At 53.0% G+C, this 23,452-nt stretch carries 27 protein-coding genes; 5 read left to right on the top strand and 22 right to left on the bottom strand.

Features of this window, described 5'->3' with window-relative positions; all coding sequences use genetic code 11:
• Positions 1-2: 2 nt before the first annotated feature.
• The 9 genes from OCV58_RS09705 to OCV58_RS09665 all read right to left on the bottom strand — a co-directional run bounded on the left by OCV58_RS09705 (position 3) and on the right by OCV58_RS09665 (position 8,293).
• Complete coding sequence (locus OCV58_RS09705) at positions 3-1,154, bottom strand: glucose-1-phosphate adenylyltransferase (RefSeq protein ID WP_087477341.1); 1,152 nt, start codon at positions 1,152-1,154, stop codon at positions 3-5.
• Between the two features lie 314 nt (positions 1,155-1,468).
• Complete coding sequence (locus OCV58_RS09700) at positions 1,469-1,714, bottom strand: DUF4911 domain-containing protein (RefSeq protein WP_087477340.1); 246 nt, start codon at positions 1,712-1,714, stop codon at positions 1,469-1,471.
• The gene (locus OCV58_RS09695) at positions 1,707-2,930 is read right to left on the bottom strand and encodes a peptidase U32 family protein (protein ID WP_154877742.1); all 1,224 of its coding nucleotides are present in this window, start codon (positions 2,928-2,930) and stop codon (positions 1,707-1,709) included. The genes OCV58_RS09700 and OCV58_RS09695 overlap by 8 nt, the downstream gene beginning before the upstream one ends.
• 14 nt (positions 2,931-2,944) lie before the next feature.
• The gene (locus OCV58_RS09690) at positions 2,945-3,535 is read right to left on the bottom strand and encodes an O-methyltransferase (protein ID WP_154877734.1); all 591 of its coding nucleotides are present in this window, start codon (positions 3,533-3,535) and stop codon (positions 2,945-2,947) included.
• Positions 3,532-4,608 carry an endolytic transglycosylase MltG gene (mltG, locus tag OCV58_RS09685; RefSeq protein ID WP_107195548.1) on the bottom strand — a complete coding sequence of 359 codons (1,077 nt, stop codon included), beginning with the start codon at positions 4,606-4,608 and terminating at the stop codon, positions 3,532-3,534. The genes OCV58_RS09690 and mltG overlap by 4 nt, the downstream gene beginning before the upstream one ends.
• 78 nt (positions 4,609-4,686) lie before the next feature.
• The gene (locus OCV58_RS09680) at positions 4,687-5,124 is read right to left on the bottom strand and encodes a hypothetical protein (protein ID WP_095628712.1); all 438 of its coding nucleotides are present in this window, start codon (positions 5,122-5,124) and stop codon (positions 4,687-4,689) included.
• 83 nt (positions 5,125-5,207) lie between these two features.
• Entirely contained in the window at positions 5,208-5,615 is a 408-nt protein-coding gene (locus OCV58_RS09675) for a hypothetical protein (protein ID WP_154877733.1), read from the bottom strand.
• A 128-nt stretch (positions 5,616-5,743) separates the two neighbouring features.
• On the bottom strand, positions 5,744-7,528 hold the full coding sequence (locus tag OCV58_RS09670; RefSeq protein ID WP_394802419.1) for a DUF4127 family protein: 1,785 nt from the start codon (positions 7,526-7,528) through the stop codon (positions 5,744-5,746).
• A gap of 99 nt (positions 7,529-7,627) precedes the next feature.
• Complete coding sequence (locus OCV58_RS09665) at positions 7,628-8,293, bottom strand: trimeric intracellular cation channel family protein (protein WP_095628709.1); 666 nt, start codon at positions 8,291-8,293, stop codon at positions 7,628-7,630.
• 77 nt (positions 8,294-8,370) lie between these two features.
• Here OCV58_RS09665 and tadA point away from each other — a divergent pair, with 77 nt between their 5' ends.
• Complete coding sequence (gene tadA, locus OCV58_RS09660; RefSeq protein ID WP_095628708.1) at positions 8,371-8,826, top strand: tRNA adenosine(34) deaminase TadA; 456 nt, start codon at positions 8,371-8,373, stop codon at positions 8,824-8,826.
• 131 nt (positions 8,827-8,957) lie between these two features.
• The gene (locus tag OCV58_RS09655; protein ID WP_087477332.1) at positions 8,958-9,671 is read left to right on the top strand and encodes an SIMPL domain-containing protein; all 714 of its coding nucleotides are present in this window, start codon (positions 8,958-8,960) and stop codon (positions 9,669-9,671) included.
• 55 nt (positions 9,672-9,726) lie between these two features.
• On the opposite strand, the gene OCV58_RS09650 is transcribed toward OCV58_RS09655, so the two are convergent.
• The 7 genes from OCV58_RS09650 to OCV58_RS09620 form a co-directional block, all read right to left on the bottom strand.
• Complete coding sequence (locus OCV58_RS09650; protein WP_154877731.1) at positions 9,727-11,163, bottom strand: Rne/Rng family ribonuclease; 1,437 nt, start codon at positions 11,161-11,163, stop codon at positions 9,727-9,729.
• 184 nt (positions 11,164-11,347) lie between these two features.
• Entirely contained in the window at positions 11,348-11,629 is a 282-nt protein-coding gene (locus OCV58_RS09645) for a hypothetical protein (RefSeq protein WP_232818746.1), read from the bottom strand.
• A gap of 141 nt (positions 11,630-11,770) precedes the next feature.
• A complete protein-coding gene (locus OCV58_RS09640) occupies positions 11,771-12,625 on the bottom strand; it encodes a MurR/RpiR family transcriptional regulator (protein ID WP_154877730.1) in 855 nt (284 codons plus the stop codon).
• 57 nt (positions 12,626-12,682) lie between these two features.
• Positions 12,683-14,002, bottom strand: coding sequence for a gluconate:H+ symporter (locus tag OCV58_RS09635; RefSeq protein ID WP_087477329.1), 1,320 nt, complete (start codon positions 14,000-14,002; stop codon positions 12,683-12,685).
• Between the two features lie 18 nt (positions 14,003-14,020).
• Complete coding sequence (gnd, locus tag OCV58_RS09630; RefSeq protein ID WP_154877729.1) at positions 14,021-15,433, bottom strand: decarboxylating NADP(+)-dependent phosphogluconate dehydrogenase; 1,413 nt, start codon at positions 15,431-15,433, stop codon at positions 14,021-14,023.
• A 25-nt stretch (positions 15,434-15,458) separates the two neighbouring features.
• Positions 15,459-17,006 carry a gluconokinase gene (locus tag OCV58_RS09625; RefSeq protein ID WP_154877728.1) on the bottom strand — a complete coding sequence of 516 codons (1,548 nt, stop codon included), beginning with the start codon at positions 17,004-17,006 and terminating at the stop codon, positions 15,459-15,461.
• 363 nt (positions 17,007-17,369) lie between these two features.
• On the bottom strand, positions 17,370-18,254 hold the full coding sequence (locus tag OCV58_RS09620; protein ID WP_154877727.1) for an MBL fold metallo-hydrolase: 885 nt from the start codon (positions 18,252-18,254) through the stop codon (positions 17,370-17,372).
• 256 nt (positions 18,255-18,510) lie between these two features.
• On the opposite strand from OCV58_RS09620, the gene relB reads away from it, so the two are divergent.
• On the top strand, positions 18,511-18,732 hold the full coding sequence (gene relB / locus OCV58_RS09615; protein WP_154877726.1) for a type II toxin-antitoxin system RelB family antitoxin: 222 nt from the start codon (positions 18,511-18,513) through the stop codon (positions 18,730-18,732).
• Positions 18,711-18,998, top strand: coding sequence for a type II toxin-antitoxin system RelE family toxin (locus OCV58_RS09610; RefSeq protein WP_204967357.1), 288 nt, complete (start codon positions 18,711-18,713; stop codon positions 18,996-18,998). Before relB ends, OCV58_RS09610 begins: the two co-directional genes overlap by 22 nt.
• 599 nt (positions 18,999-19,597) lie before the next feature.
• On the opposite strand, the gene OCV58_RS09605 is transcribed toward OCV58_RS09610, so the two are convergent.
• The 6 genes from OCV58_RS09605 to OCV58_RS09580 all read right to left on the bottom strand — a co-directional run bounded on the left by OCV58_RS09605 (position 19,598) and on the right by OCV58_RS09580 (position 22,101).
• Positions 19,598-19,903 carry a hypothetical protein gene (locus OCV58_RS09605; RefSeq protein ID WP_107196557.1) on the bottom strand — a complete coding sequence of 102 codons (306 nt, stop codon included), beginning with the start codon at positions 19,901-19,903 and terminating at the stop codon, positions 19,598-19,600.
• Complete coding sequence (locus OCV58_RS09600; RefSeq protein ID WP_154877724.1) at positions 19,900-20,106, bottom strand: hypothetical protein; 207 nt, start codon at positions 20,104-20,106, stop codon at positions 19,900-19,902. The genes OCV58_RS09605 and OCV58_RS09600 overlap by 4 nt, the downstream gene beginning before the upstream one ends.
• A gap of 59 nt (positions 20,107-20,165) precedes the next feature.
• A complete protein-coding gene (locus tag OCV58_RS09595) occupies positions 20,166-20,711 on the bottom strand; it encodes an N-acetylmuramoyl-L-alanine amidase (RefSeq protein WP_267312879.1) in 546 nt (181 codons plus the stop codon).
• A 37-nt stretch (positions 20,712-20,748) separates the two neighbouring features.
• Positions 20,749-21,072: a DUF2829 domain-containing protein gene (locus OCV58_RS09590; RefSeq protein WP_198643542.1), complete on the bottom strand. Its 324-nt coding sequence runs from the start codon at positions 21,070-21,072 to the stop codon at positions 20,749-20,751.
• On the bottom strand, positions 21,069-21,527 hold the full coding sequence (locus tag OCV58_RS09585) for a phage holin family protein (protein WP_232818831.1): 459 nt from the start codon (positions 21,525-21,527) through the stop codon (positions 21,069-21,071). The genes OCV58_RS09590 and OCV58_RS09585 overlap by 4 nt, the downstream gene beginning before the upstream one ends.
• A gap of 160 nt (positions 21,528-21,687) precedes the next feature.
• Complete coding sequence (locus tag OCV58_RS09580) at positions 21,688-22,101, bottom strand: hypothetical protein (protein ID WP_154877722.1); 414 nt, start codon at positions 22,099-22,101, stop codon at positions 21,688-21,690.
• A gap of 45 nt (positions 22,102-22,146) precedes the next feature.
• On the opposite strand from OCV58_RS09580, the gene OCV58_RS09575 reads away from it, so the two are divergent.
• The gene (locus OCV58_RS09575; protein WP_154877721.1) at positions 22,147-23,172 is read left to right on the top strand and encodes a tyrosine-type recombinase/integrase; all 1,026 of its coding nucleotides are present in this window, start codon (positions 22,147-22,149) and stop codon (positions 23,170-23,172) included.
• The last annotated feature ends 280 nt before the right edge of the window (positions 23,173-23,452 follow it).

Raw genomic sequence — 23,452 nt, 5'->3', positions numbered from 1 at the left:
TGTTATGCCTCCCCTTTTTTAGCTGCCAGCTTTTCTTCGTTTCTGCCCAATACGGCGATAGAGCCGTCTTCGTTCTGTACGACGGCGCCGTCATGGATGACGCAGCGTTCGCCGATAATCGCCTTGTCGACGACGGCGCCCTTCTTGATGACCGTGCCCGGCAGGATGACGGAATTGCTTACCTTTGCGCCTTTTTCAATCGTCACGTCATAGAAGATGATCGAGTTGATGACGTTGCCCAGGATAGCCGAGCCTTCGGCGACGATAGAGCTCTTGGCGCTGCCTTCGGGTCCTACGAAATGAGGCGGCATGCTCTGGCTGGCAGAATAAATACGCCATGCCGGATTGTTCAGGTCGAGGGGCGGTTCGTCGGCAATGAGGTCCATATTGGCCTGCCACAGGCTGTCGATCGTTCCGACGTCCTTCCAATAGCCTTCAAAGGGATAGGCGTACAGGGGCAGCTTGTCCTTCAGCATAGCGGGAATGACGTTTTTGCCAAAGTCGTGTTCCGATTTTTCATCCTTCGCGTCGGCTTTCAAATAGCTTTCCAATACGTCGCGGTCGAAGATATAAATGCCCATGGAAGCCAGGTTGCTTTCGGGCTTAGCCGGTTTTTCCTGGAATTTGTTGATGCGCATCGTTTCGTCGGCGACCATGATGCCGAAGCGGCTGGCTTCGTCCCAGGGAACGCGGATCGTCGCGATGGTGACTTTCGCCTGATGCTTTTTGTGGAAGGCCAGCATCTTAGCGTAGTCCATAGAATAGATATGGTCGCCCGACAAGATGAGGACGTAGTCGTCTCCGACCATTTCGACGAAATTCAAGTTCTGATAAATGGCGTCGGCCGTGCCGCGGTACCAGTTGGAACCGCCGTCGCTTTCATACGGCGGCAGGATATATGCACCGCCCCGATCGGAATCCAAGTCCCACGAGCTGCCGTTGCCGACGTACCAGTTCAGTTCCAGCGGCTGGTACTGGGTCAGGATGCCGACGGTATTGATGCCGGAGTTGCGGCAGTTACTGAGCGGAAAGTCGATAATGCGGTATTTACCGCCGAACAAGAGTCCGGGCTTGGCCTGATCTTTCGTCAGGACGCCCAGACGGCTCCCTCGCCCGCCAGCCAGAATCATTGCCAGACAATTGGATTTTCTCATATAAAATTCCTCCTCACGTCAAGAAAATCCCAGTCATACTCTGTCAAACGCGCGCGTTATGTCTATATGCTATAGGATTTTCTTTTATAAATATACTTCCGCGAATAGCTATGCATATTTTAAATAATATACGCTAATTATACAACATTTTGCCAAGAAAATTAAGAGTAAATCGCGCTGCAAATTACGTCTTTTTCACAGATATTATTGACTTTTTACGGAAAGATTACCGTTTCGCAACAAAAAACCGCCTCTGCCAAGCAGACGCGGTTCCGTAACTTTTCATGCATATTAAATATTTATAAATTGATAATTTATTCTTTCCCTGCTTGCCAACGACAGGCTTCCTCATGCGAAAGCAATGTGACAGGAAAGGGCAGAGACAGCAGGACGTCCCGCGTCTCCGCCGCCGTATCGGCCGTTGTCCGCACGAAGCCGACGCCAGCTTTTCCATCTATTGCAGTAACGACGCCCAAATACTCGCAGCCCTCAAGAATCCGCGTGAGATACGTCATTTCCTGCGGAGGAATGCGGAAATACACCCATTCTGGCTCAAGCATGGCGTTTCATCTCCCGGCGCATCATAGAATACGCTTCCAACGGCTCGTCTACCGGAACGGCGACGACCTGCTGGGCATGGCGAGCCGCGTCGAGGTCCTGTCCGTCTTCATCGAGAATACGGCTGATAGTGCAGCGAATCAGCTTTCCCTTAGGCTGGAGAAATTCGACGGTCTGTCCGACTTTGAAATGGTTGCGCTGCTCAATCCAGGCCAGCTTCCGCTCTGCATCATACGAGCGGACGAGACCGATGAATTCATGAGTCTGCGTATTGCTTGAATGACTGTACACCTGATCGGCTTCCGTCGGACGAGATACGGAAAAGCCCCGCGTATACGGCCGGTGAGAAATCTTTTCCAATTCCTCTATCCATTCGGGCAGGACGCGGAAATGCTCCGGGTCCCGTTCATACGCGTCGATGGCCTGGCGGTATACCTTGACGACCGTCGCAACGTAATGGACGCTCTTCATGCGGCCTTCTATTTTCAGGCTGCATAACCCAGCGTCGTATAGATCGGGCAGATACGGCAGAAGGCACAGATCCTTGGAATTGAAGATATACGTGCCCCGTTCGTCTTCCAGGACCGGGAAATACTGGCCCGGCCGCTTTTCTTCGACGACGTTGTATTTAAACCGGCAGCACTGGACGCACTGGCCCCGGTTGGAATCGCGGTTTTCCGTAAAGTAATTGCTCAGCAGGCAGCGCCCCGAATAGGAAATGCACATCGCACCGTGCACGAAGCCTTCCAGCTCGACGGGCACCTTGTCGTGAATGGCCTTTACGTCCTTTAAGCTGACCTCGCGGGCCATGACGACGCGCTTTGCGCCGGCATCATGCCAAAACTTCGCCGACGCCCAGTTGGTCACGTTGGCCTGCGTCGAAATATGAACGGGCAAGTCGGGTACGATTTGCCGGGCCAGGCTAAAAATACCGGGGTCGGCAATGAGCACGGCGTCGACATGAATATCCCGCAGGCTGGTCAAGTATTCCGGCAGGCCGTTTAAGTCGGCGTTGTGGGGAAAGATATTGACGGTCACGTGAACCTTCTTCCCCAACTCGTGGGCGTAGCGGACAGCTTCTTCCATTTCTTCCAGGGAAAAATTGTCGCTGAAAGCCCGCAGCCCAAACGACTTGCCGCCTAAATACACGGCGTCGGCCCCGTACAGCAGGGCCATTTTCAATTTATCCATATTGCCGGCCGGAGCCAGCAATTCCATTTTCTGCATGCGTATTATCCTTTCCACCGGGAAACGGTCATGCCGTCTCCGTTTTCAAAAAACACCGATTCAAACCGGCCGTCGTCATAGACCATGTCCAAGAATTCGCGCAGGCGGCCTATGGCCGTGCGGTGCTTATGGGGCACCGTCCCTTCGATGTAAAACATATCATGATAGCTTATATTATCGGCTACGACGACGGCGCCGGGCCGCAGCTTGGCCATGATTTTTGCCAGCTGCCGCGAATACTGGCCCTTCGGGCCGTCGAGGAAAACGAAATCCCACGTCTCGTCCAGCTCGTCGAGGAGGGCCGTGCCGTCTCCTTCGAGGAGGCGTATCATCTCTCCATAGGGCGAGCGGCCGATGAAATCCCGGGCCGCGGCAATCCGTTCCGCATCGATTTCAATTGTCGTAATGCGGCTTTCCGCCGTAAGGCACGAGGCTATCTGCAAGGTCGAGTACCCAATAGCCGCGCCGATTTCCAAGACCGACGACGGACGAGCCGCCGTCACCAGGCCGCGGAATAAGGGCAGCTCGGCGTCGCGCAAAATCGGAACCTGGTGGATTTTGGCATAGGCCTTCATCTCTGCCCACAGCTCCGTCATGGCATATGCTCCTCTACGTTTTTCATGTGCTCTTCGTACGTCGCGGCAAAATAGTTATGGCCGTCTTCATCGGCTACGAAATACAAATACGACGTATGAGGCGCTTTCAGGACGGCGTTCATGCAGTCCATGCCGGGATTGCCGATCGGTCCCGGCGGCAGGCCTTCGTACATATACGTATTATAAGGCGAATCGTAGCGCGTCTCGGCGATGCTGTACGCCGCCTTGTGCGTCCCCATGGCATAGGAAATACTGGCATCGGACTGGAGCTTCATGTGCTTGTCCAGGCGGTTGAGGAATACCGAGGCGATGAGGGGCCGGTCCTTTTCGTACTTCGCTTCCTTTTCAATGAGCGACGCCAAGGTGACGAACTGATAAATAGACAGGTTTTCCTCGTCGATGCCCTTTTTCATTTCCTCTGTCAGATGGTCGTCGAAGTTTTTCAGCATCATCTTGACGATGTCGTCGGCCGTCGCGTTCAGGGGAATAAAATACGTGTCGGGAAAGAGAAATCCCTCTGTCGGGAAGGTTACGTCGCGATGGCTCTTCATATACGGATAGAGATATTCTTCCTTTTTAGCCGCCGCCAGGAAATCCTTTTCGGAAATTTTTCCCATAGCCGCCACTTCCTTGGCAATGCGCCACACCGTGTAGCCCTCGGGAACGACCAGGCGCAGGGCTTCCGACTTGCCGCTGGTCAGCTTTTCCAGGATAGAGTGGACGCTCATAGACGTATCGATGACGTACTCGCCTTCCTTGATATCGCCGGCCTGCCCCGTAGCTACGGCCGCCGCACGGAACAGGAGGGGGCTGGCAATATAGCCCTGTTCACTGAGCATATCGGCTACCTCCGACGCCGTCATGTCGCTGCGAACATGGACGTAGCCTCGTTTTTCCGGCAGGAAAAGATTCGGCGCGCCATAGGCCGCCGCCACGAAGGCCGCAGACAAAAGAAGCGCGCAAAGAACAGCCCCTGCGGCGCGCCGTTTTCGGCGGCCCGGAGCTGTATTGCGTACTTCCTGCGTTTCCTTATGTTCTTTGTTTTTTTCTGAATACTTATTGTTATGTTCCATAGGCAGTATTATACCGCATTACGGCTGTATTGCCAATGGCCCGGAGCCATCGTTCGGACTCTCCATAGCAATGAAGAGTTATCGGCGGTCGCCGCGGCGATGAGGAGGCGCCGGACGATGCTTTTTGCCGTCTTTAAACTTCTGATCTCTCTGTGGCGGCGCGAACAATTCCTTCAGCGTATCTTCAGAAATTCCCGTCCTTTCGGGAAGTTTATGCATAAACCGCCGATGATCCCGCTGCCCTTTCCGTTCAAACCGTTCCATTTCGTCATACAGCTTAAAGGCCTGGTCCTGCGTAATCTTGCCGTCCCGTACCATAGCCTGCACGCGATGCGAAAAATCAAAGGTGCCGTGGAACCCCGGGCCGGCCATACCGATGCGGTGCGGCGGAGGCGGCGGGCCGGGACGCATGTCGGCGGCCGAAGCCTGGCTGTTCGGCATAACCGTCATGACGGCGGCAGCAGCGCCTACTAATGCAAAAGATGCCAATTTTTTACGCCATGTTGTCGTTTTCATATGATTCAGCTCCTTCACTTTCTGTGGTTTCATATGCTTAACTGCTCAGGGAGTATATTCTCCCGTCGCCCATCTGATTCCTATTAAGCCCGTCCGCGGCGAGGCGCATCTTTTTTGTCGCCATGGCCCTTCTGATCGTGCTTGACCGTATCCTTGCCGTTTCTGACGTCGCCCTTCTTAGGCGGCTGCTTTTTCATGACGCCGGGCTTCTTTGCATCCTTCTTTAATTCTTTCTTTATGTCTTTTTTATCGGCCTTGCGGTCTTTTTTGACATCCTTCCGAACGTCCTTACGCACGTCTTTCCGGTCTCCCGGCTTCCGCATGTCGTTATCATGCTTAGGCCCGTCCTTTTGAACGGCTTTGACAGGCAGTCTTCCATGAGTCATATCGGCAGCCGAAACCATAGAATACGGCGCGGCTACGACGACGGCCATGATGCCGGTCATAACAGAGGCTATAATCTTTTTGCGCAGCGAATCTTTTAATTTCATCGTATATCAGCTCCCTTTATTCAAATACCGTTGGTATATGAATAGTATAGCTAATAATTATTACAATTTTGTTACAGCACGATGTCATTGTCGGCACAATGCGGCTCGCCGCGTCCTTCCCCTTTCGATTACTTAGGAGCCCACGTGCGGTTTTTCTGAGCCGCCTCTTCCTTGGCATTCAGCTCCTGGGCCTGCTTTTCCGCCTCATAGGCGGCTTTCGCGTCAGCTTCAGCCTCTTTCAGCCGTTTTTCCAGGGCCGGGTCTACCTTGCCGCCCTTAGCGGCCTTCTTAGCATCTTCCAAGGCTTTTTTGGCATCGTTCAGGATTTTTTCCAGACGGTCCAGCTCTTTCTGCTTCAATTTCTGCCGTTCCCGCCATTCCAAATTGACGTCGGGCTTATCGTGGACGTCCACGTATACTTCAAACAAGCGGTTCCACGGCAAGGTCACGTCGACTGTCCGCGGGTCGACGCCCAAATACGTGCCGGCATAGCGCTGGAGCTGTTCTTTTGTCAGGCTCTGAAGCTCCCTCATGACCGTCGGATAATAGCGCTTCACCGTGCCGGCTTCCAGCTTCTGGTCCATGCGGGAAATATAGTCGCGCACGTTGGCCTGATAGGCCCAGTTGTCCAGATACTGCGTCGTCAGCATGTCGCGGTGCGCTTCCGGCGTCATATACCGCGACAGGACGCCCTGAGACAAGCCGTAGCCGACGGAATTGCTCGCCGTGTTCCAGCCGTTGTACGCCGCCAAACGGTACATCATCTTGTCCTGATATAAGCCGTATACGAGAGTATTGTCCGAACCGTTGGAAAAGGCCATGTCGACGAGGCTGACGGGAATGCCGGCCTTGACGGCCGTTTCTATCTGCGTCAGGAATTCCCGCGTCGACTGCAGCATGATGGGGAAGTTTTCAAAATTCCCCGATTCGCTCGTCGACGACGTAAGGGGCGTGTTCACTGCCAGCAGTAAATCGGGCCGTTCCGTTTCCGTTACCGTCCCGCCAATCGCCTCGATATGAGCGGCAATCGTCTTGCCGATAGCCTGTCCGTCGTAGCTCGGCACGGTCTTTTCGCCGCCGCCCAAGGGATAAATCACCGTGACCTTGGGATGATAGTTCGTAAAATCATTGTTTGCCCGCGTAATGAGCAGCAACCCCAGCTGGTCCGCGCCGGGGAAAGAGCCGAAGGACGTCTTAGGCACGTCGGCGCCGGCCATTTCCAAATACTTCGATTCGAGGGACGACTGGGTATTGACGGAATTATCGTCATGGCCCAGGCTGTAATACTTGAAAATCCCCTTCTTGGCGTCCTGAATGAGGCGGTAATTGATCATCATGTTCTTCTGCCGGCGATTATACCAGTCCTGCAGATATTCCAGAGGAATCCGGCGCATGACGGCAAACCAGCTGCTCCGCTCCTGGGGCGTCAGGTTATCTACGTCCATCTTAGCTTGCAGCGACGCCAGCTGATACATATCCGTTCCCATTTTCAGGTAATAGTCAGGCTCTACGCCCTTGCCGCCGGCCCAAGGGCTGCGCATGACCGTACTGAAAGCGTAAATAGGCACGTTTTTATGAAGCTTATGCAGGTTTTCCACCTTTTCCAGCCGCTCGACGAGTGTTTCCATGTCGAAATTGTGCTTCCGCGAATCGACGAGGCCGCCGTATACCAGAGAATCAATAGATAAGACCATCGCGTCGGCCAGGCCGGCGTTCTCATTGACCCAGCGCAGGAGCCGGTCCGGCGAGCCCTGGAAATTAGATCCGGACAAATATTGCTCCGGCGGCGTGAGAATCGTATATCCTGCGTCTTCCGCCGTGTTGACCGTATACGCCAGATCGACGGGACGATTATCCTGGGGAACGTATAAAATCGTCCGCGCCATCGCCGTCGGCCCGACGCTCATGAGCATGGACAAGACGGCGGCGCCTACGGCTTTTTGCCAACCCTTCAAAAGTACCACTTCCTATCAAATATAATGAAATCATTGTAATGATTATAGCAAACTCCGTTAAAAAATGGAACTCTTCGTCGTCCTGCGCACGCGGGGCAAGTTCCAGTGAAGGCGCACTGCGACTAGCCGCAGGCAGACCGTAAAGGCAAAGCTCAAGGTCGACGCGGCGTATATAGTGAAGCCCCAATAGATGTGGACGGAAAGCAATATGCACGCCCCGGCCAAGGCCGCCGTCGCATAAATTTCCTTTTTCAATACGCCTGGTATCTGCCCGGCCAGCACGTCGCGGACGACGCCTCCGCCTACGGCGGTCAGCACGCCGAGGGTGACGTTCAGCACCCAGTACTGGGGATAGTAATAAAATCCCATGAGCGTCCCCGTGACGGTAAAGGAACCCAGACCGATAGCGTCGCAGACGAGATAGACTGATTCCATTTGATGAACCAGGCGCTGGCGAGACGACACGTTGACGTAGCGGATAAATAAGACGACGGCGACGATGGAAAGGGCGATAATCCAGACGTACAGCGTCGTGCGGAACGCCGACGGCGGCGTATGACCCAGCATCAGGTCGCGGACAATTCCTCCGCCGACAGCCGTCGCAGCCGCCAGGACAAAAATGCCGAATAAATCCATGCGACGGGAAATCGCCACCAGCGCCCCTGACAAGGCGAAGGCCGACGTTCCCAATATATCAAAAACCTGCCACCAAATAGATTGCATATGACACCTCGATTTAGTAAAATAATACAATACATACCTTACCATACTATATTATATAGGGAGAATCAAGACACGTCATGACAAAAGACGAATTTTACATGGGCAAAGCCATAGAAGAAGCGAAAATCGCCGCCGCCGTCGGGGAAATTCCCGTAGGTGCCGTCGTCATTTATCAAAAAAGGGCCATTGCCCGAGCCTACAACCTGCGTGAAACCCTGCCCTGCGCCACGGCCCACGCCGAGCTCCTGGCCATCGAAAAAGCCTGCCGGGCCCTGGGACGCTGGCGGCTTACGGGCTGTACCCTCTACGTCACCGTCGAGCCCTGCCCCATGTGCGCCGGTGCCATCGTCAACAGCCGCCTCGACCGCATCGTCTACGGCTGCGACGATCCAAAGGGCGGCGCCGTCCGCTCCCTGTTTCAAATCGTCGACAATCCGGCTTTAAACCACCGCGTCGAAGTGACGGCCGGCGTCCGGGCCGACGAATGCGCCGCCATCATGCGCGATTTCTTCCGCAGCCGGCGGCGGAAGTAAGCAAAGCACAACTATCTTACATAATTGTTACAGTTTCTGCACAGTCCGTCCCTTCGTATTGAAGGGCCTTCCGGTGAAATGCTATAATAGGCCTACCAATAAGATACATTGCGCTAAAAGGAGGTCCTATCATGAAATATTATCCCGTCAAAGCCTTGGCCGTCGCCGCCCTGCTCATCGGTTCCACGGCCTTTATGTCCCCGTCCTATGCCGCAGCTCCCGAACCGTCGGTCATCCATGTCACGGGCTACGCCCAGCAGGAAGTCGCTCCCGACACGGCCTACGTCACCATCGGCATGGAAACGACAGGAGAAGACGCTCAGCAGGCCCGCACGCAGAACAACGAAGTCATGAGCCAGGTCACGGCGGCTATGAAATCTATGGGCATCGCCCCGGAAAACCTCAAGACCATGGGCTTCTACATGTCGCCGAACTACGACAGCAAGAGCCGCAAGATCGTATCGTACACCGTAACGAATAATCTGCAAATTAAAGTATCCGACCTCGACATGATTCCCCGCATCATCGCCAAGGCGGCCAACCTGAACGCCAACTCTATTCAAGGCATCCGCTTCACCAACGAAAAGACCGAACAGATTAAGGACAACCTGGTCAAGCAGGCCATCATCAACGGCAGACGGCAGGCTGAAGCCGCCGCCCAGGCCGCCGGCATGTCCCTCGGCAAGGTGAAGGAAATCAGCATTTCCGGCCGCTCGCCGTCCTATGAAAACGGATACGCCGGCGCGGCGCTGCGCATGTCTGCAAAAGCCGCCGACTACGCCCCCGTCGAAGCAGGCACGAACACCTTAAGCGAAACGGTCACCATGACATTCTATCTCCAGTAACATATTGACGAACATAAAAACAGCCCGGCACATGCAGTGTCGAGCTGTTTTTCATTTATTCATGATACGACAAAATCGAAAATACTTCTCTGTTCGGATGATCTGACGCTTCGAAATGAAGCGTCCGTGACAGCTCCCGCTCCAATTCGTCCCGCCGCTTTTTATCTTTTAAGACGGCTAATACGTCGGCATGAGCGCAGATGAGCAGGTCGCCCTTTATATGGCGCACGTGAACCATATGGCGCAGGCGGCGGATAATCTGGATCGCCACCGATTCGGGAGAATACAAATATCCCGAGCCGCCGCAGATATCGCAGGGACTGAACTGTACCTGATACAAGCCCTGCCGGGCCTTCTTGCGGGTAATTTCCACCAGATTCAGGGCCGTCATGCCCAGGACGTGGGTTTTCGTGCAGTCCTGGGCCATTTCCCGTTCCAGTATCTGCAGAATTTCATCGCGCCGCACAGGCTGGGCCATGTCGATGAAATCAATGATGATGATGCCGCCGATATCGCGGAGCCGCAGCTGCCGGGCAATTTCCACGGCCGCTTCCTTATTGACGTGAAATATCGTGTCCTGCAGGGTGCCGTTGCCCGTATACTTGCCGCTGTTGACGTCGATGACCGTCAGGGCCTCCGTATGGTCGAAGACCAGCGTGCCTCCCGACGGCAGCGCGACTTCACGAGCCATAAGGTGCCGCAGCTCGTCTTCTAAATTGTAGCATTCAAAAATCGGCTGGTCGCCCTGATACAGCTCGACGCGGCTGCGCCACTGGTCGTCCGTCACGATTTGGCAGATGCGGTCGTAGGCATCCTTGTCGTCGACGATGATTTTTTTTACGTCGGCCGTAAAGTGATCCCGTATCATCCGCATGACCAAATCGGCCTCACGGTACAGGAGCTTGGGCTTTTTCGCCAGCTTATACCGCTGCTGCACGCTGTCCCACGTCCGCAACAGATAGCGGATATCGGCCAGCAATGCCTCTTCCGACACGCCCTTGGCGACGGTACGGATAATCAGGCCCATGCCGGCCGGCTTGATTTTCGCCGTAATATCGCGCAGGCGGTTCCGTTCTTCTTCGTCCCGTATCTTTTTCGACACGCCGACGTAGTCCACCGTCGGCATGAGAACGGCGTATCTCCCGGCCAGGCTGACGTTGGCCGTCACCTTGGCTCCCTTGCTGCCCCGTTCCTCCTTGATGACCTGGACGAGGACGCTCTGGCCGACGGAAATATGGGTCTGCTGAATTTCTTCCTTCGTCGCCGCCCGGGGAAATAAATCGCCCAGATACAAAAAGGCGTTTTTCTTACGGCCGATATTGACAAAGGCCGCCTGCAGGGCCGGCAGGATATTCTGTATGGTTCCCTTGTAAATGTGATTGCCAATGTGCGTCTCGTCGTTCCGCTCGACGGCGAAATCGCGGAGACGACCGTCTTCTATGATAGCCATGCGCGTTTCTTCGGGCATGACGTTTCCTACGATTAGTTTCATCTGCTGTTCCTCACTCTTAAAAGCTATGAAAACATTGTATCATAAAAACTACAGTCAAGCCATATATGCCGCCAGCCCAAGACGGCAATAAAATACCCGCCGACAGCTCGTCGTCGCTGCCTGCGGGTATTTTATTATATGAGATTAAAAGGGAGATCATATCCTCCCCTATAGGGGAGCCATGTTATTTGGCGATAGCGATAATCGCTGCGACGGCGGCTACGCCCAAAGCCCAGTTGGCTTTCTTGTTGGCGTCGTCAGCGTCTTCCTGAGTTTTGCTCTTATGGTCTTTTCTATCGCGATCCCAGTCTCTGTCGCGATGGTCGCGGCGGTCGTCTCGCTGTTCCCAGCCTGGCCGGTCGTGTCTCGGGCCGGCAGCCTGAACGGCAACGGCTCCGCTGAACGTCGTCAGTACCAACGTCGTAACCAACGTCATCTTCAAAATATTCTTTATGCGCTTCATCATCTGTACCACTCCTTTAGCTGCCATTCCAGTGTTTTCCTTTGGTTGATACATATAGTATACAGCACAAATGTTACAATTGTGTGTCATTTCTTTGGCAAGTTATATACTTTTTTCGCATACAAGACCACAAAGCGATATGCCTTATATTCTCTTTTTCGTAATTTCCCGCCGCATTTTCTGCATGTTGTCCTGAAACAGCTCGGCGTCGGCCATGGCGATGCGCGTGTACAGGACGTCGCCGATGGCCATGTGAATGAGGCGCGATGCGCCGGCTTCGGAGGAATAGCGGACTTCGCGGCCCATGCCGCACAGGCACACGTCGGCCAGCTTTGCCAGCGGTGATTTGGCGTGGCTCGTAATAACGACGACAGACGCGCCGCTGTCCTTCGCCACCTGCACGGACTGGAGCAGCTCCTGCGACGCGCCGCTGTGGGAGACGGCGATGACCGCATCGGCCGGCGACAAGAGAGCTGCCGACGTAACCTGCATGTGCGAGTCCGCATAGGCCTGAATGGCCAATCCCAGGCGGAGGTACCGCGTAGCGATGTCCCGGCACACCGTCGCCGAGTTGCCGAAGCCGTACACGGCGACGCGGCGGGCCCGGCGCAGGATACGGGCCGCAGCATCTACGGCGTCGTAGTCCAGCAAGGCCAGCGTATCCTGCAGGCCGTCGCTGATGTTTTGAAACATCTTGGACGCTACGACAGAACAGCGGTCGCCGCTGCGGATGTCGTGAAACTCTTTATTTTCTGCCGCCGACATGCCGGCAATGAGATTCAGCTTCAATTCCTGCAGGCCGCTGAACCCCAGCTTTTTACAAAACCGCGATACGGTAATTTCCGAGCTTTCCGTAGCGTTGGCAATATCGGAAATAGTCTGCTCCATGATTTCTTCCGGCGCAGCGACGATATAATCGGCAATACGGCGCTCTGATTTCGTCAGACCGCCGTATGCGCTGCGCAGCACGGGAAATTGCTGGATTGCTTTTTCATCCATAGGCGCGTCTCCCCTACCTTGCAAATTTTCATAGTATTTCTATGACTCTATTTAATTTTATACTAAAAATGCGTCGATAACAAGTACGCCGAGGAGGCCCATGACGGCGATGATCGTTTCCAGCGCGCACCAGGTACGCACCGTTTCCTTGACGGTCAGGCCGAAGAATTCTTTAAACAGCCAGAAGCCGGGGTCGTTAGGCGGGCTGAAGATGAGGGAGCCTGCGCCCGTAGCCAGCACCATCAGCTCGGGATTGGCCCCGGTAGCCGCGCAAATCGGAGCGGCAATGCCGCCGGCCGTCAAGGCCGCGACGGTAGCCGAGCCGCAGGCTGTACGGATAACGGCAGCCACGAGCCAAGCCAATACTAAGGGGGACAAATCTGCACCGGCGACCAAATCACCGATATAGGTACCGACGCCGCTGTCGATGAGGACCTGCTTGAGCGCACCGCCGCCGCCGACGATGAGGAGGATCATGGCGATAGCCAAGACAGCGTCCTGGACGATTTTCATGACTTCATCCATCTTCTTGCCGCGGCCCAGGCCGAAGGTGTAAATGGCGATGGCCACAGCGATGGTCAGGGCCATGTCCGGCTGGCCGAGGAAGGTCAGGATATGGCGCGCTCCCGAAGCTTCGGGCAGGGCCAATTTCGCAATAGCCGATGCAGCCATGAGGACGACGGGCACGAGAGCGGTGAAAACGGAAACGCCGAATCCGGGCATTTCATCGTCCTTAAAGATTTTAGGATTGTACAATCCCTTAGGAATTTCCGGGTTAATATCCTTCGTCAAATTGTAATACAGCGGGCCGGCGACGATAGCCGTCGGGATGGCGATAATCGCGCCGTATACGAGGGTCGTGCCGATATCGGCGTTATAGATGATGGCGATAGCCGTCGGGCCGGGATGGGGCGGCAGGAAGCCGTGCGTGACCGACAAGGCCGCGGCCATCGGGATGCCTACTTCGAGAAGGGGAATCTTCGCTTCTGCAGCGATGGTGAATACAAGGGGAATCAAGAGGACGAAGCCGATTTCATAGAACAGGGCGATGCCGACGATGAAGCCCGTCAGGCAGACGGCCCATTTTACCTTTTCCCGGCCGAAGACGTTGATGAGCGTCGTGGCGATGCGCTGTGCGCCGCCGCTTTCGGCCATGAGCTTACCCAGCATAGCGCCGAAGGAAACGACGATAGCCAGGCCGCCGAGGGTTCCGCCCAAGCCCTTTTCAATAGTCGGGATCAGCTTGTCGATAGGCATTCCTTCGGCCAGGCCGACGAGACCGGCGACGACCAGAAGGGCCAGGAAGCTGTTCAGCTTGACTCTGACGATGAGGAAAAACAGTACGAGAATACCGATGGCAAGTATGACTAGCGGCATGAGTATGACCTCCTTCTATTATTTCGTATAATGTTCCTTCCACTGATGATGGAACGTGCCTTCTTTATCTACGCGCTTAAACGTATGGGCGCCGAAGTAGTCGCGCAGGGCCTGAATGAGGTTGGCGCCGACGCGGGGGCTGCTGTAAGCGTCGATGTATTCCATCGCGTTGGCGTAAGCCGGTACGGGAATACCTTCGCTGACAGCCAGGCAGACGATCTTGCGCAGGCTGGCCTGGTTGGCGTTGATCTTGTCGAGGAAGAATTCGTCGAACATGAGGTTTTCCAAATTCGGGTTCTTTTCGTAGGCTTCGGTAATCTTGTTCAGGAACTCAGCCTGAATGATGCAGCCGGCCCGGAAAATAGACGCGATGCTGCCGTAGTCGAGGTTCCAGCCGTATGTTTCCGAGGCGCTGCGGTACAGCGAGAAGCCTTGGGCGTAGGCGACGATTTTCGCCGTGTACAAGCTCTGGCGGACGGCTTCGATAAAGGCCTCCCCTTCCTGCTTCGTAAGAGCCGGCTTATGGATGACTTCCTGCGCCACCTTGCGGCCCGGCTGGTTGGACATGACGCGGGCGTTGCAGGCCGCCGTAATCATGGAAATGTCTACGCCCTGCTTCATCGATTCGATGCTCGTCCAGCGGCCCGTGCCCTTCTGGCCGGCAGCGTCGACGATGTAGTCTACGACCTGTCCGCCTGCTTCGTCGTCTTCTGCGAAGATATCGGCGGCAATGCCGATGAGGAAGCTCTTGAGCTCGCCCTGATTCCATTGGTGGAAAATTTCCGAAATCTTGGCGTTGTCGTAGCCGCCGACGTATTTCAAGAGCAGGTACGCTTCGGAAATGAGCTGCATATCGGCGTATTCGATGCCGTTGTGGACCATCTTGACGTAGTGGCCTGCACCGTCTTCGCCGATGTAGGTGCAGCACGGCTTGCCGTCGGCAGCCTTGGCGGCGATGGCTTCATAGACCGGCTGGATTTCCGGATATGTGTCCTTGTTGCCGCCGGGCATGATGGACGGGCCGCGGCGGGCGCCGTTTTCGCCGCCGGAAATGCCCATGCCGTAGAAGTGGATGCCTGCTTCGCTGCAGCGATCATAGCGACGGCGCGTGTCGCCGAAGTACGAGTTGCCGCCGTCGATGATGATGTCGCCGGCATCGAGGATGGGAATAAGCTGTTCAATCATGCTGTCTACAGGCGCGCCAGCCATGATCATGAGCATGATCTTGCGGGGCTTTTTCAGGGAGCCGATAAATTCCTTCAAGTCGTAGTAGCCTTTGATGTTGTCATGAGGCCGTTCCGTTACAAATTTTTCCGTCAAGTCCGGCGTGTAGTTGTATACCGATACGGCAAAGCCGTGGTCGGCCATATTGAGGGCCAGATTGCTGCCCATGACAGCCATGCCTACGACGCCGATATCCCGTAATTCCATAATCATCTATCTCCTCTCTGCTTCCTTATATTTTCTTCTGATATTCCGTAATATCGGAAAATTCAGTCTGTAAGTTGTGATACAAGCGGACGAAAATATCATACAATTCGTCGTATACTTCGCGGTTTTCATCCTGCGGCGTGTAAATGCGGCGCGGATGGACGAGGTGGGCCGTATCGGCGATGCTCTTCATCTTGCCGCTGGAAATGAAGCCCAGTACGGCAGCGCCGAATGCCGCGCCTTCGCTGTTGTCCGGCAAGGTAATGGGCTGATTGAGAACATCCGACAGGATTTGAATCCACAATCTCGATTTCGTAAAGCTGCCGCTGACGCGGATATCCTTTACATCTCCGAATTCCTTCAAGGCCTGCATGACGCTGTTCAGGCTGTAGCAGATACCTTCCATGACAGCCCGGATCATGTGGGACCGGCTGTGGTTGAGGGAGAAACCGAAGAACATGCCCCGCAGCTCCGAATTCCAGTACGGAGCCCGTTCGCCCGTAAAGTACGGCAGGCAGATGAGGCCGTCGGCGCCGGCGTCGACGTGTTCCGCCTTCATGGTCATGAGGTCGTACGGGTCGATGTCCAGGTTTTCCAGGGCGCTGCCGCCGTAATGGCAGATCTTGTCGCGGACCCAGCGGAGGATCATGCCGCCGTTGTTGATAGCCCCGCCGGCTACCCACATGTCGTCGGTCAGGTTGTAGCACCACGTGCGCATCTGCGGGTCGGTCATCGGTTTCTTCGTCAGCATGCGCAATGCGCCGCTCGTGCCGATGGTGCCGCTGAGCTGGCCCGGTTCGACTGCGCCGATGCCGACGTTGACCAGTACGCCGTCCGTCGCGCCGATGACGACGGGAAGCCCCTTGGGCAGATGCATGGCTGCCGCCGCTTCGTCGGTCAGCGGATGGCTGTACGTCGTCGATACGACGGGAGGCATGTAGTCCTTCGTCACGCCGGCGTAAGCCAGGATTTCATCGTCCCAGTCCAGCGTATGCTCGTTGTACATGCCGCTCGTGCTGGCCGCCGACTTATCGATGACCCATTGGCCCGTCATGTTGTAGAAAATATAATCCTTTAAAGACCCTACGTACTTCATCTGCTTGAACAATTCCGGCTGATTTTCCCGCAGCCAGATGATTTTCGCCAGAGGATAGCAGGCGTGAATAGGGCAGCCTGTCCGTTCGTAGAAAGACCGGCACAGTTCGGGATTTTTCTTCATTTCCCGCACGATGCCCGTGCTGCGGCTGTCGGCCCAGGTCTGCATGTCCATGAGAGGTTCCTTCATATCGTCCAGACCGGCGAAGCTGTGCATCACCGTGCTCAGGGCTACGCCTGCCAGCTCCTTGTTCTTGTAGCGGAGCTGGTCCGCCGTCTTGCGCACGACCTGTTCGATAGCTTCATAAATTTGCAGCGGACTTTCTTCCGCCCAGTCCGGATGAGGCGTCAGCAGCGGATAAAACGCTTCGGAAGAGCAGACGTTCGTCCCTTCTTCCGTGTAGGCGATAGCCCGCACGCCTGTCGTCCCTACGTCGACGCCAATCCAAACTTCCTGATTTGCCGAATCCATTGGCATATGTCATCCCGTCCTTTCAATACATTTCCCTTCGTCATGTAAGAATACTGTAAAACCTTGGTAAACCTTGTTTGTACCTTTATTATACTCATTCGTTAGTAAAATGCAATAGTCTTTTCATTTTATTTTTAATTTTATGATATATTTATATCATAAAAACTGCCGTACCTATGTGCCGCTTACATAGTATATACGAGCTATCCAATTAAAATAGGCCCTTTCTGTTGATGTGTTCGTGCACAGAATAATGACCTATATGCTACGTGAAATTTTTCTCAAATAAATCCACCTGTATGACATGTTTCATACAAAAAAAGACGCCTGCCTGCGCAAGCGCCTTGTCGTCCTACTCTTATATACACATTATACAGTTTTCCATACCATCAAATGGTCCTCAAAGGCATAGGTCATCTCGCCCGTATCGCGGAGCCACGACAAGTACGAGCGAATCGTGCTGCCTACCAGGACGTACTGCTCTATCGTCATGACCAGCTGATACCGGTCGAATACCTTCTGCAGGATGTGCTCAAATATCATCGGTTCCTGGCACAGCGACAGGAGATAGGCCTTGATTTCATATATCTTGTCCCGATTGGCCTGCACGAGCTTCTGCATATCCTCCTTCGAGCCGGCCGCCGCGTGAGACGGCACAAAGACGTCCCCCTCCATAGCCTCCACGGCGTCGAGGGTCTTCAAATAGGCCGCTACGTCGTAAATGAAGGACACGGCATATTTATCGAGGTTTTCTATGCTGCTGAGGCAGTCGGCCAGAAAGACCGTGTTGTCCGGCGTGCGGAAGCCTACCATGTCGAAAAAATGGCCCGGCAGAGGAATTACTTCAATGTCCTTAGGGAAATCGGCGTCGGAAAAGTCGACGGCGTCGCTGGCCGCCGCCAGCAAAAACTTGTGGCGCAAATCCTTGCAAGGGTAACCGCCGTACAAGAAGGACGTTTCCAAAATAGGATACTTCGTAAAGGCCGTTTCAATACCGCCGGCAAAGACCTTGCATTTCCGCTGGCGCTGCAGATAATCATTGCCGCCGATGTGGTCGGCATTGGAATGAGTATTCAAAATCCCCTTCAGCGTCCAGCCCTTTTCGTCGAGAAGCTTGCGGATCTTCCTCCCCGCGTCCTTGTCGTTGCCGCTGTCAATCAAATACACGTCCGTCCCGTCGGCAACATACACGCCGATTTTCGCCGGACTCTCGATATAATAGGTCTTCTCATTGACCTGCACCAATTCAAACATCCTGCATTCCTCCCTGCGCCGCATCGTTTACACGGCGAATGTATATACACATTATACCATAAAAATCTAATGTGATATTGCATATATCTTACGATTCAGCCGTCATATGTATTTTAATTTCTTAAATAATCCTGACAAGCAAATACAAGAAATTCACCTCTATAATTCATCGTATCATCCGCTCCATATAGTTGCATTATCCCCTTGATTTTATCCTCACAAACATAGTACAATGTACTAAAGAGAGGTGAGCAGCATGGCATTTTCTATCCGATTAACAGAAGAAGAACGCAAACTGGCAGACAGCTACGCAAAACTCCACTCCATGACGGTTGGGGAAGCATTTAAACGGGCCCTGTTCGACCGCATTGACGAAGAATATGACCGTTCCGTGTATGAAGAAGCATATAACGAATACGTCAAAAACGGTAAAAAAAGCCGTCCTATTGCCGATTTATGGAAGGAGACAGGGCTTTGACATATGCTGTAGAAACGACGTCCCGATTTGACAAAGAGTTCAAAAAGCTGGACAAATACACCCAACGCATGCTGAAAGCATGGATTGTAAAAAATTTGGTAGACTGCGAAAATCCACGAATACACGGAAAAAGTCTGACGGCCAATCGTAAAGGACAATGGCGCTACCGTATTGGCGACTATCGGCTTATTTGCCACATACAAGATGATAAACTAATAATTCTTGCCCTTACCATTGGACACCGCCGCGACGTATATCACGAGTAATTCCATCCAAAGCCTGTTTATCATGAATGATCATTAGATAACGAATGCCAGACTGGCATATCAAAAGGCGGCCCTATGCAGAAACTTACGTTTTCTCCATGGGGCCGCCTTTTTAATTTGAGTTATACTTATAAAGAAGATACAAACGTAGAAAAATCGTATATCAATCACTACAATGCAAAAAAAGAACCGCACTGCCAAGCCTTACAGATGGCTTAACAGCGCGGTTCTTGTCTGGCGGAGCGGGTGGGATTCGAACCCACGAGACCTTTCGGCCTAACTGATTTCGAGTTGGATTTTATGAAATTCCACTACTTTCCAAAGTTATCCCATAGCGCATAGTTAAGCCATCGGCGCCGATACACCGCATGAATGCTCGATGCATGATTTTGGCATTTGGGGTAGATTTTAGGGTAGAAAAATACAATTACATAAGTCTTTGTGCAAAAAACACCTTTGCATGTTTCTATTTTCCCGACAGTCAAAAAAAAATAAGGCGCGTACCGGGAACTATCCATTCCCAAGTACGTGCCTTATTTTTGTCTGCACTGTTTTATGTAGGATAATCGTATGCTGCCAAGTGGCAGCGGTGTCGCCGGTTACTGCTGCGACAAGGCAGCGGTTTCCGCTTCGTCGGCCTTATCCAGCACCTTGACGATGACTTTCTTTGCAAAAGACCAGATCAATTTAATACCGCCGTTGATCAGCAGCTTATTCCTGATTTTGACCCATGTCGACGCGGAAGCGTCGGCTTCGGCGGTCTGCTCGGCCGCAAAGTCGGCGATGGCGTCGTCGACGGCCGGGATGATGCTGTTTACAACGACATCTTTAATCTGGCCCTTGAATTCCCCCAGAATATCCAATACAACCTCTTTGATGATATCTTTCAAGTCTTCCCCGTTCATAATTTATCCAGCTCCTTTTCGATGCGATTGACGACGGATTTGTCGGCGCCGTCCAGTAAATTGATGTAGGCCTGATTCCGGGCCTTGACCCATGCTGATTCCGTGCTGTCGATTTCAGCAATCAGCCGGGCCTGCAATTCCTTCTTTCGGTCGTCCAGTTTTGACTTGATTAAGGACGACACAAGAGACTTTAACAAGCTCATGATCGCGGTGCTCACCCCCTTTCATTGTCTGCGGCAGATAAAAGGGATCACCTCCTCATTTAAACGTCTTTCAAAAGGCCCTGCGCGCGGTAGAAATTTGCATTCCCCCGTAGCTCATCGCCGCCGCTCCAGCGGGGCGAGCCTTCACGCAGGACGAGCAAGTCCCAGCGTTCGACGGTCGCATCCGGGCCGTACGGATCATGGCACCACAGACCGTCCTTGTTGTCGGCAGCTTCGGCGTGCGTCATGACGCGCTGTAAATCAATCGTCAAATCCAACGCGTCGGCCAATACGCAGACAACCTGCGCAATGGCGTTCAGCTGGGCATCTGTCGGCGGATATGCCCCCAAACGGTACTCGTCGACGGCATCTAAGGCGCAGCATAACGTGATAGCGACGCTGCCAGTATTCCGCATGTACGTTGCTTCCTTTATCATGGCCAAGTTGTCCGTCGTGACCCAGACGCGGCCGTCGCCGTCAATATTGACGTGATAATCCGCAAACTTGGTGTAGTAATCTCCGCCGGTCCAATGGCAATACAGTTTGACATCGCGGCCCATGTTTCGCGCTGCCGTCCACAAATCATTGTAGGCTGCCCTGGCCATGTTTTTTAGTTCCTGTAAAGTTACCTCGCGCATCATATTACATCACAATCCCCTTCACTGCTTTTTCTTCGCTACCAAACAAATAAACGCACCAGTCTTCGGCCAGCAAATCCGTCTGACTTGCCAGCCATGGCACCACTTCGCCGGTAGCTGTCTTCATGGCGATAAATCCGCCATACAGCACCTTTCCACCTTCTCCGGCCAAGTGCTTACCTGCGTCTGTTTTTGGCTCATGATAGGCCGACGGAACATAATAAATGAACATTCCTTTTCCATTCCAGCCTATCCGGCTAACCTTGCCGCCAGATTTTAATACTTCCAGTGCCGCACTGAAATCTAAGCATCCTTCATACATCATCATTTCCGCTCTCCCTTCTCTTCCTTTTCGCTGGCGAGCTGTTCAAGCGTCTCTCTCAATTTTTTCGGGATAGGAAGCCCGGCCTTCCCGGCATTTTCCAGTATGGACAGGCCTTCGTTTGCAATGAAGAACCATACGACAAACGGCTGCGTCAATGTCGACTGACCCAGGGCCATATCCAGCTCGTGAGACAAGGCTACAAGGCAAAGAATGACCATCTTTTTGCAAAATCCGGCGAATCCCTTCTTGCTGTTGAGCTTCATATTGGGATTAATATAAGCCGCTGCTATGCCGGTAATGTAGTCTATGGCCATGATGACGACCAGTGCCTCGTGAATATCGCTCCATCCCGTAAAATGCGTAATCAATGCTCCCGCCGCCGACGCCACCGCCCCCCATTCTATTTCTGTCTGGACTGGAATCAGGCTCCGCATCCAGCCGAGCAGGGCCGTCATCATGTCGCAACCTTATTATCAGTTCTATCCCCTTCAGTAGCACTATTGGGCTCCGGAAGCGGCTGGGAACGAGGACATTCCGGATTTGTGCAGAGCTCATACAAAAGCCCTTCTTGTTGTTTCATTGGGCGTCCACACAAAAAGCATTTTTTGGTTGTTTCCATTACAGCTCACTCCTTTTCTGAACATATTCAGCTTGTAAAGCCTGCCGTTCCTGCCGTAGCTGATCGGCGTACTCTTCGTCTTGATCCACCGTAGCCGCGACAATAATTGACGATTTATTTTCATCTAACTTTGCAGCATATTCATTATCCAACGCAGATAGCTTTGCCGCTTGCGCCTCTTCCGGCGTAGGAACATATGGCGGTTTAGGGATATATGTTCCATCATTTTGGCGGATATACGGCTGATTATCAGCGTTATTTCCTAATAAATTCATATAATCCGCCGTGCTAACCTCAATAAATCCCTGTTCTTTATATTTGGCAATATCTGTCTCACTCATAAATGCAGCGTCGTGCGTTTCTCCTCTATTGCCGTCCGCATCAAACTTAATTAAATAATCTGCTTTTGCCATGTTGTCGCCTCCTGTGTAATATGGGGGTAAAAAGGTGGTAATGGTATGAGAAAACCAAATGGATATGGAAGCATCAAAAAATTATCCGGCAACCGGCGGCGGCCGTTTGTTTTTGTAGTGACCGAAAACGGCAGGCAAAAACCTGTTGAATATTTTTGTACTCAAATCGAAGCTGAAATTTATGCTGCTGATTATAATAAGATCCATGCGAACCGCTCCCTTCCTGGGCACAAAATGACGTTTGCCGAGCTATATTACAGGTGGCTGCCGACCCATATCGATGATACGGCCCCGGCAGAATCAACTATCTGCGGCTATAAAAATGCTTTTGCACACTGCCAACCGTTACACACACAGGTATTTACGGACCTCAGATACGTAGACTACCAGCGTATCATCGACACCATGCGCCGACGCGGCCTATCATACAGCAGCGTCAAAAAAGTCCGCTCGCTGATCAGCCTTGTGTCAAAATATGCGGCCAAAATTGAAGCCGCAGATAAAAACTATGCCGATTTGCTTACTCTCGGAAAAAATAAGCCTGTCCGGCCGCATAAAGTTTTCAGCCGTCAAAAAATAAACCGACTATGGACACACGCTGATGCGTCCGGCGTCGATACGGTCCTTATTCTCATGTATACCGGCATGCGTTGCAGCGAGATGCTTAATTTAGACAAGTCCGACGTCAACCTGCGTCAACAATACATACGTATTACAAAAAGCAAGACTGCTGCGGGGCTGCGTATCATCCCCATCCATAGCCGTATACTGCCGCTTGTGCAGGCCCGTATGATATTGCCAGGGAAGACGCTTATCGCCGACGCAGACGGGCAGCCGTACAACTATGGCCGGTACAGTACTGTTTGGGGGCATGTTATGTCACTGATCCACGCCAGCGGACACACGACGCATGACTGCCGCCACACTGTCGCAACCCTGCTAGATAATGCAGGTGCCAACGAAAACGCAAAGCGTCGAATCCTCGGACATGCAGACGGCGATATTACTGACCGTGTGTATACTCATAAAGGACTTCGGCAACTACGAAAAGCCATACAATTACTTAAATAGTTGTTACTCTTGCGTTGCGGATTTGCAGATATACCGCATGTAAGCTTATATTCTCAATATCTAACAGCCGTTACTGTTGATACTAAAAAATACAGCCGTATCAGCTGATATTTTCGATTTTTTATCATGACAATATCAGCTCATATAGCTGTATTTTCTTATTGGTAAATTGCAAGTTGAATTTGAACAACCATAATCAGGAAACACACTCACTAGCATAAACTTCATCGAGGAATGCATCAAATAGCTCTGACGGCGTATGGTAGCCCAAAACACGCCG

This window comes from Megasphaera stantonii, from assembly GCF_025567065.1.
Lineage (GTDB): Bacteria > Bacillota > Negativicutes > Veillonellales > Megasphaeraceae > Megasphaera > Megasphaera stantonii.
The sequence above is the reverse complement of the archived record's forward strand: the minus strand, read 5'-3'. Positions and strand labels throughout refer to the sequence as shown.

Coding starts and splice junctions, on each gene's coding strand:
- OCV58_RS09590 (WP_198643542.1), bottom strand. CDS start 21,072: ATGATGATGTATGAAGGATGCTTAGATTTCAGTGCGGCACTGGAAGTA.
- OCV58_RS09605 (WP_107196557.1), bottom strand. CDS start 19,903: ATGAACGGGGAAGACTTGAAAGATATCATCAAAGAGGTTGTATTGGAT.
- relB (WP_154877726.1), top strand. CDS start 18,511: ATGGCATTTTCTATCCGATTAACAGAAGAAGAACGCAAACTGGCAGAC.
- OCV58_RS09655 (WP_087477332.1), top strand. CDS start 8,958: ATGAAATATTATCCCGTCAAAGCCTTGGCCGTCGCCGCCCTGCTCATC.
- OCV58_RS09595 (WP_267312879.1), bottom strand. CDS start 20,711: ATGGCCAGGGCAGCCTACAATGATTTGTGGACGGCAGCGCGAAACATG.
- OCV58_RS09680 (WP_095628712.1), bottom strand. CDS start 5,124: ATGAAAACGACAACATGGCGTAAAAAATTGGCATCTTTTGCATTAGTA.
- OCV58_RS09705 (WP_087477341.1), bottom strand. CDS start 1,154: ATGAGAAAATCCAATTGTCTGGCAATGATTCTGGCTGGCGGGCGAGGG.
- OCV58_RS09645 (WP_232818746.1), bottom strand. CDS start 11,629: ATGATGAAGCGCATAAAGAATATTTTGAAGATGACGTTGGTTACGACG.
- OCV58_RS09600 (WP_154877724.1), bottom strand. CDS start 20,106: ATGAGCTTGTTAAAGTCTCTTGTGTCGTCCTTAATCAAGTCAAAACTG.
- OCV58_RS09675 (WP_154877733.1), bottom strand. CDS start 5,615: ATGAAATTAAAAGATTCGCTGCGCAAAAAGATTATAGCCTCTGTTATG.
- OCV58_RS09575 (WP_154877721.1), top strand. CDS start 22,147: ATGAGAAAACCAAATGGATATGGAAGCATCAAAAAATTATCCGGCAAC.
- OCV58_RS09635 (WP_087477329.1), bottom strand. CDS start 14,002: ATGCCGCTAGTCATACTTGCCATCGGTATTCTCGTACTGTTTTTCCTC.
- OCV58_RS09690 (WP_154877734.1), bottom strand. CDS start 3,535: ATGACGGAGCTGTGGGCAGAGATGAAGGCCTATGCCAAAATCCACCAG.
- OCV58_RS09610 (WP_204967357.1), top strand. CDS start 18,711: ATGGAAGGAGACAGGGCTTTGACATATGCTGTAGAAACGACGTCCCGA.
- OCV58_RS09620 (WP_154877727.1), bottom strand. CDS start 18,254: ATGTTTGAATTGGTGCAGGTCAATGAGAAGACCTATTATATCGAGAGT.
- OCV58_RS09670 (WP_394802419.1), bottom strand. CDS start 7,528: ATGCTCATGAGCGTCGGGCCGACGGCGATGGCGCGGACGATTTTATAC.
- OCV58_RS09580 (WP_154877722.1), bottom strand. CDS start 22,101: ATGGCAAAAGCAGATTATTTAATTAAGTTTGATGCGGACGGCAATAGA.
- OCV58_RS09650 (WP_154877731.1), bottom strand. CDS start 11,163: ATGAAACTAATCGTAGGAAACGTCATGCCCGAAGAAACGCGCATGGCT.
- OCV58_RS09695 (WP_154877742.1), bottom strand. CDS start 2,930: ATGGAATTGCTGGCTCCGGCCGGCAATATGGATAAATTGAAAATGGCC.
- OCV58_RS09665 (WP_095628709.1), bottom strand. CDS start 8,293: ATGCAATCTATTTGGTGGCAGGTTTTTGATATATTGGGAACGTCGGCC.
- gnd (WP_154877729.1), bottom strand. CDS start 15,433: ATGGAATTACGGGATATCGGCGTCGTAGGCATGGCTGTCATGGGCAGC.
- mltG (WP_107195548.1), bottom strand. CDS start 4,608: ATGGAACATAACAATAAGTATTCAGAAAAAAACAAAGAACATAAGGAA.
- OCV58_RS09640 (WP_154877730.1), bottom strand. CDS start 12,625: ATGGATGAAAAAGCAATCCAGCAATTTCCCGTGCTGCGCAGCGCATAC.
- OCV58_RS09625 (WP_154877728.1), bottom strand. CDS start 17,006: ATGCCAATGGATTCGGCAAATCAGGAAGTTTGGATTGGCGTCGACGTA.
- OCV58_RS09585 (WP_232818831.1), bottom strand. CDS start 21,527: ATGATGACGGCCCTGCTCGGCTGGATGCGGAGCCTGATTCCAGTCCAG.
- OCV58_RS09700 (WP_087477340.1), bottom strand. CDS start 1,714: ATGCTTGAGCCAGAATGGGTGTATTTCCGCATTCCTCCGCAGGAAATG.
- tadA (WP_095628708.1), top strand. CDS start 8,371: ATGACAAAAGACGAATTTTACATGGGCAAAGCCATAGAAGAAGCGAAA.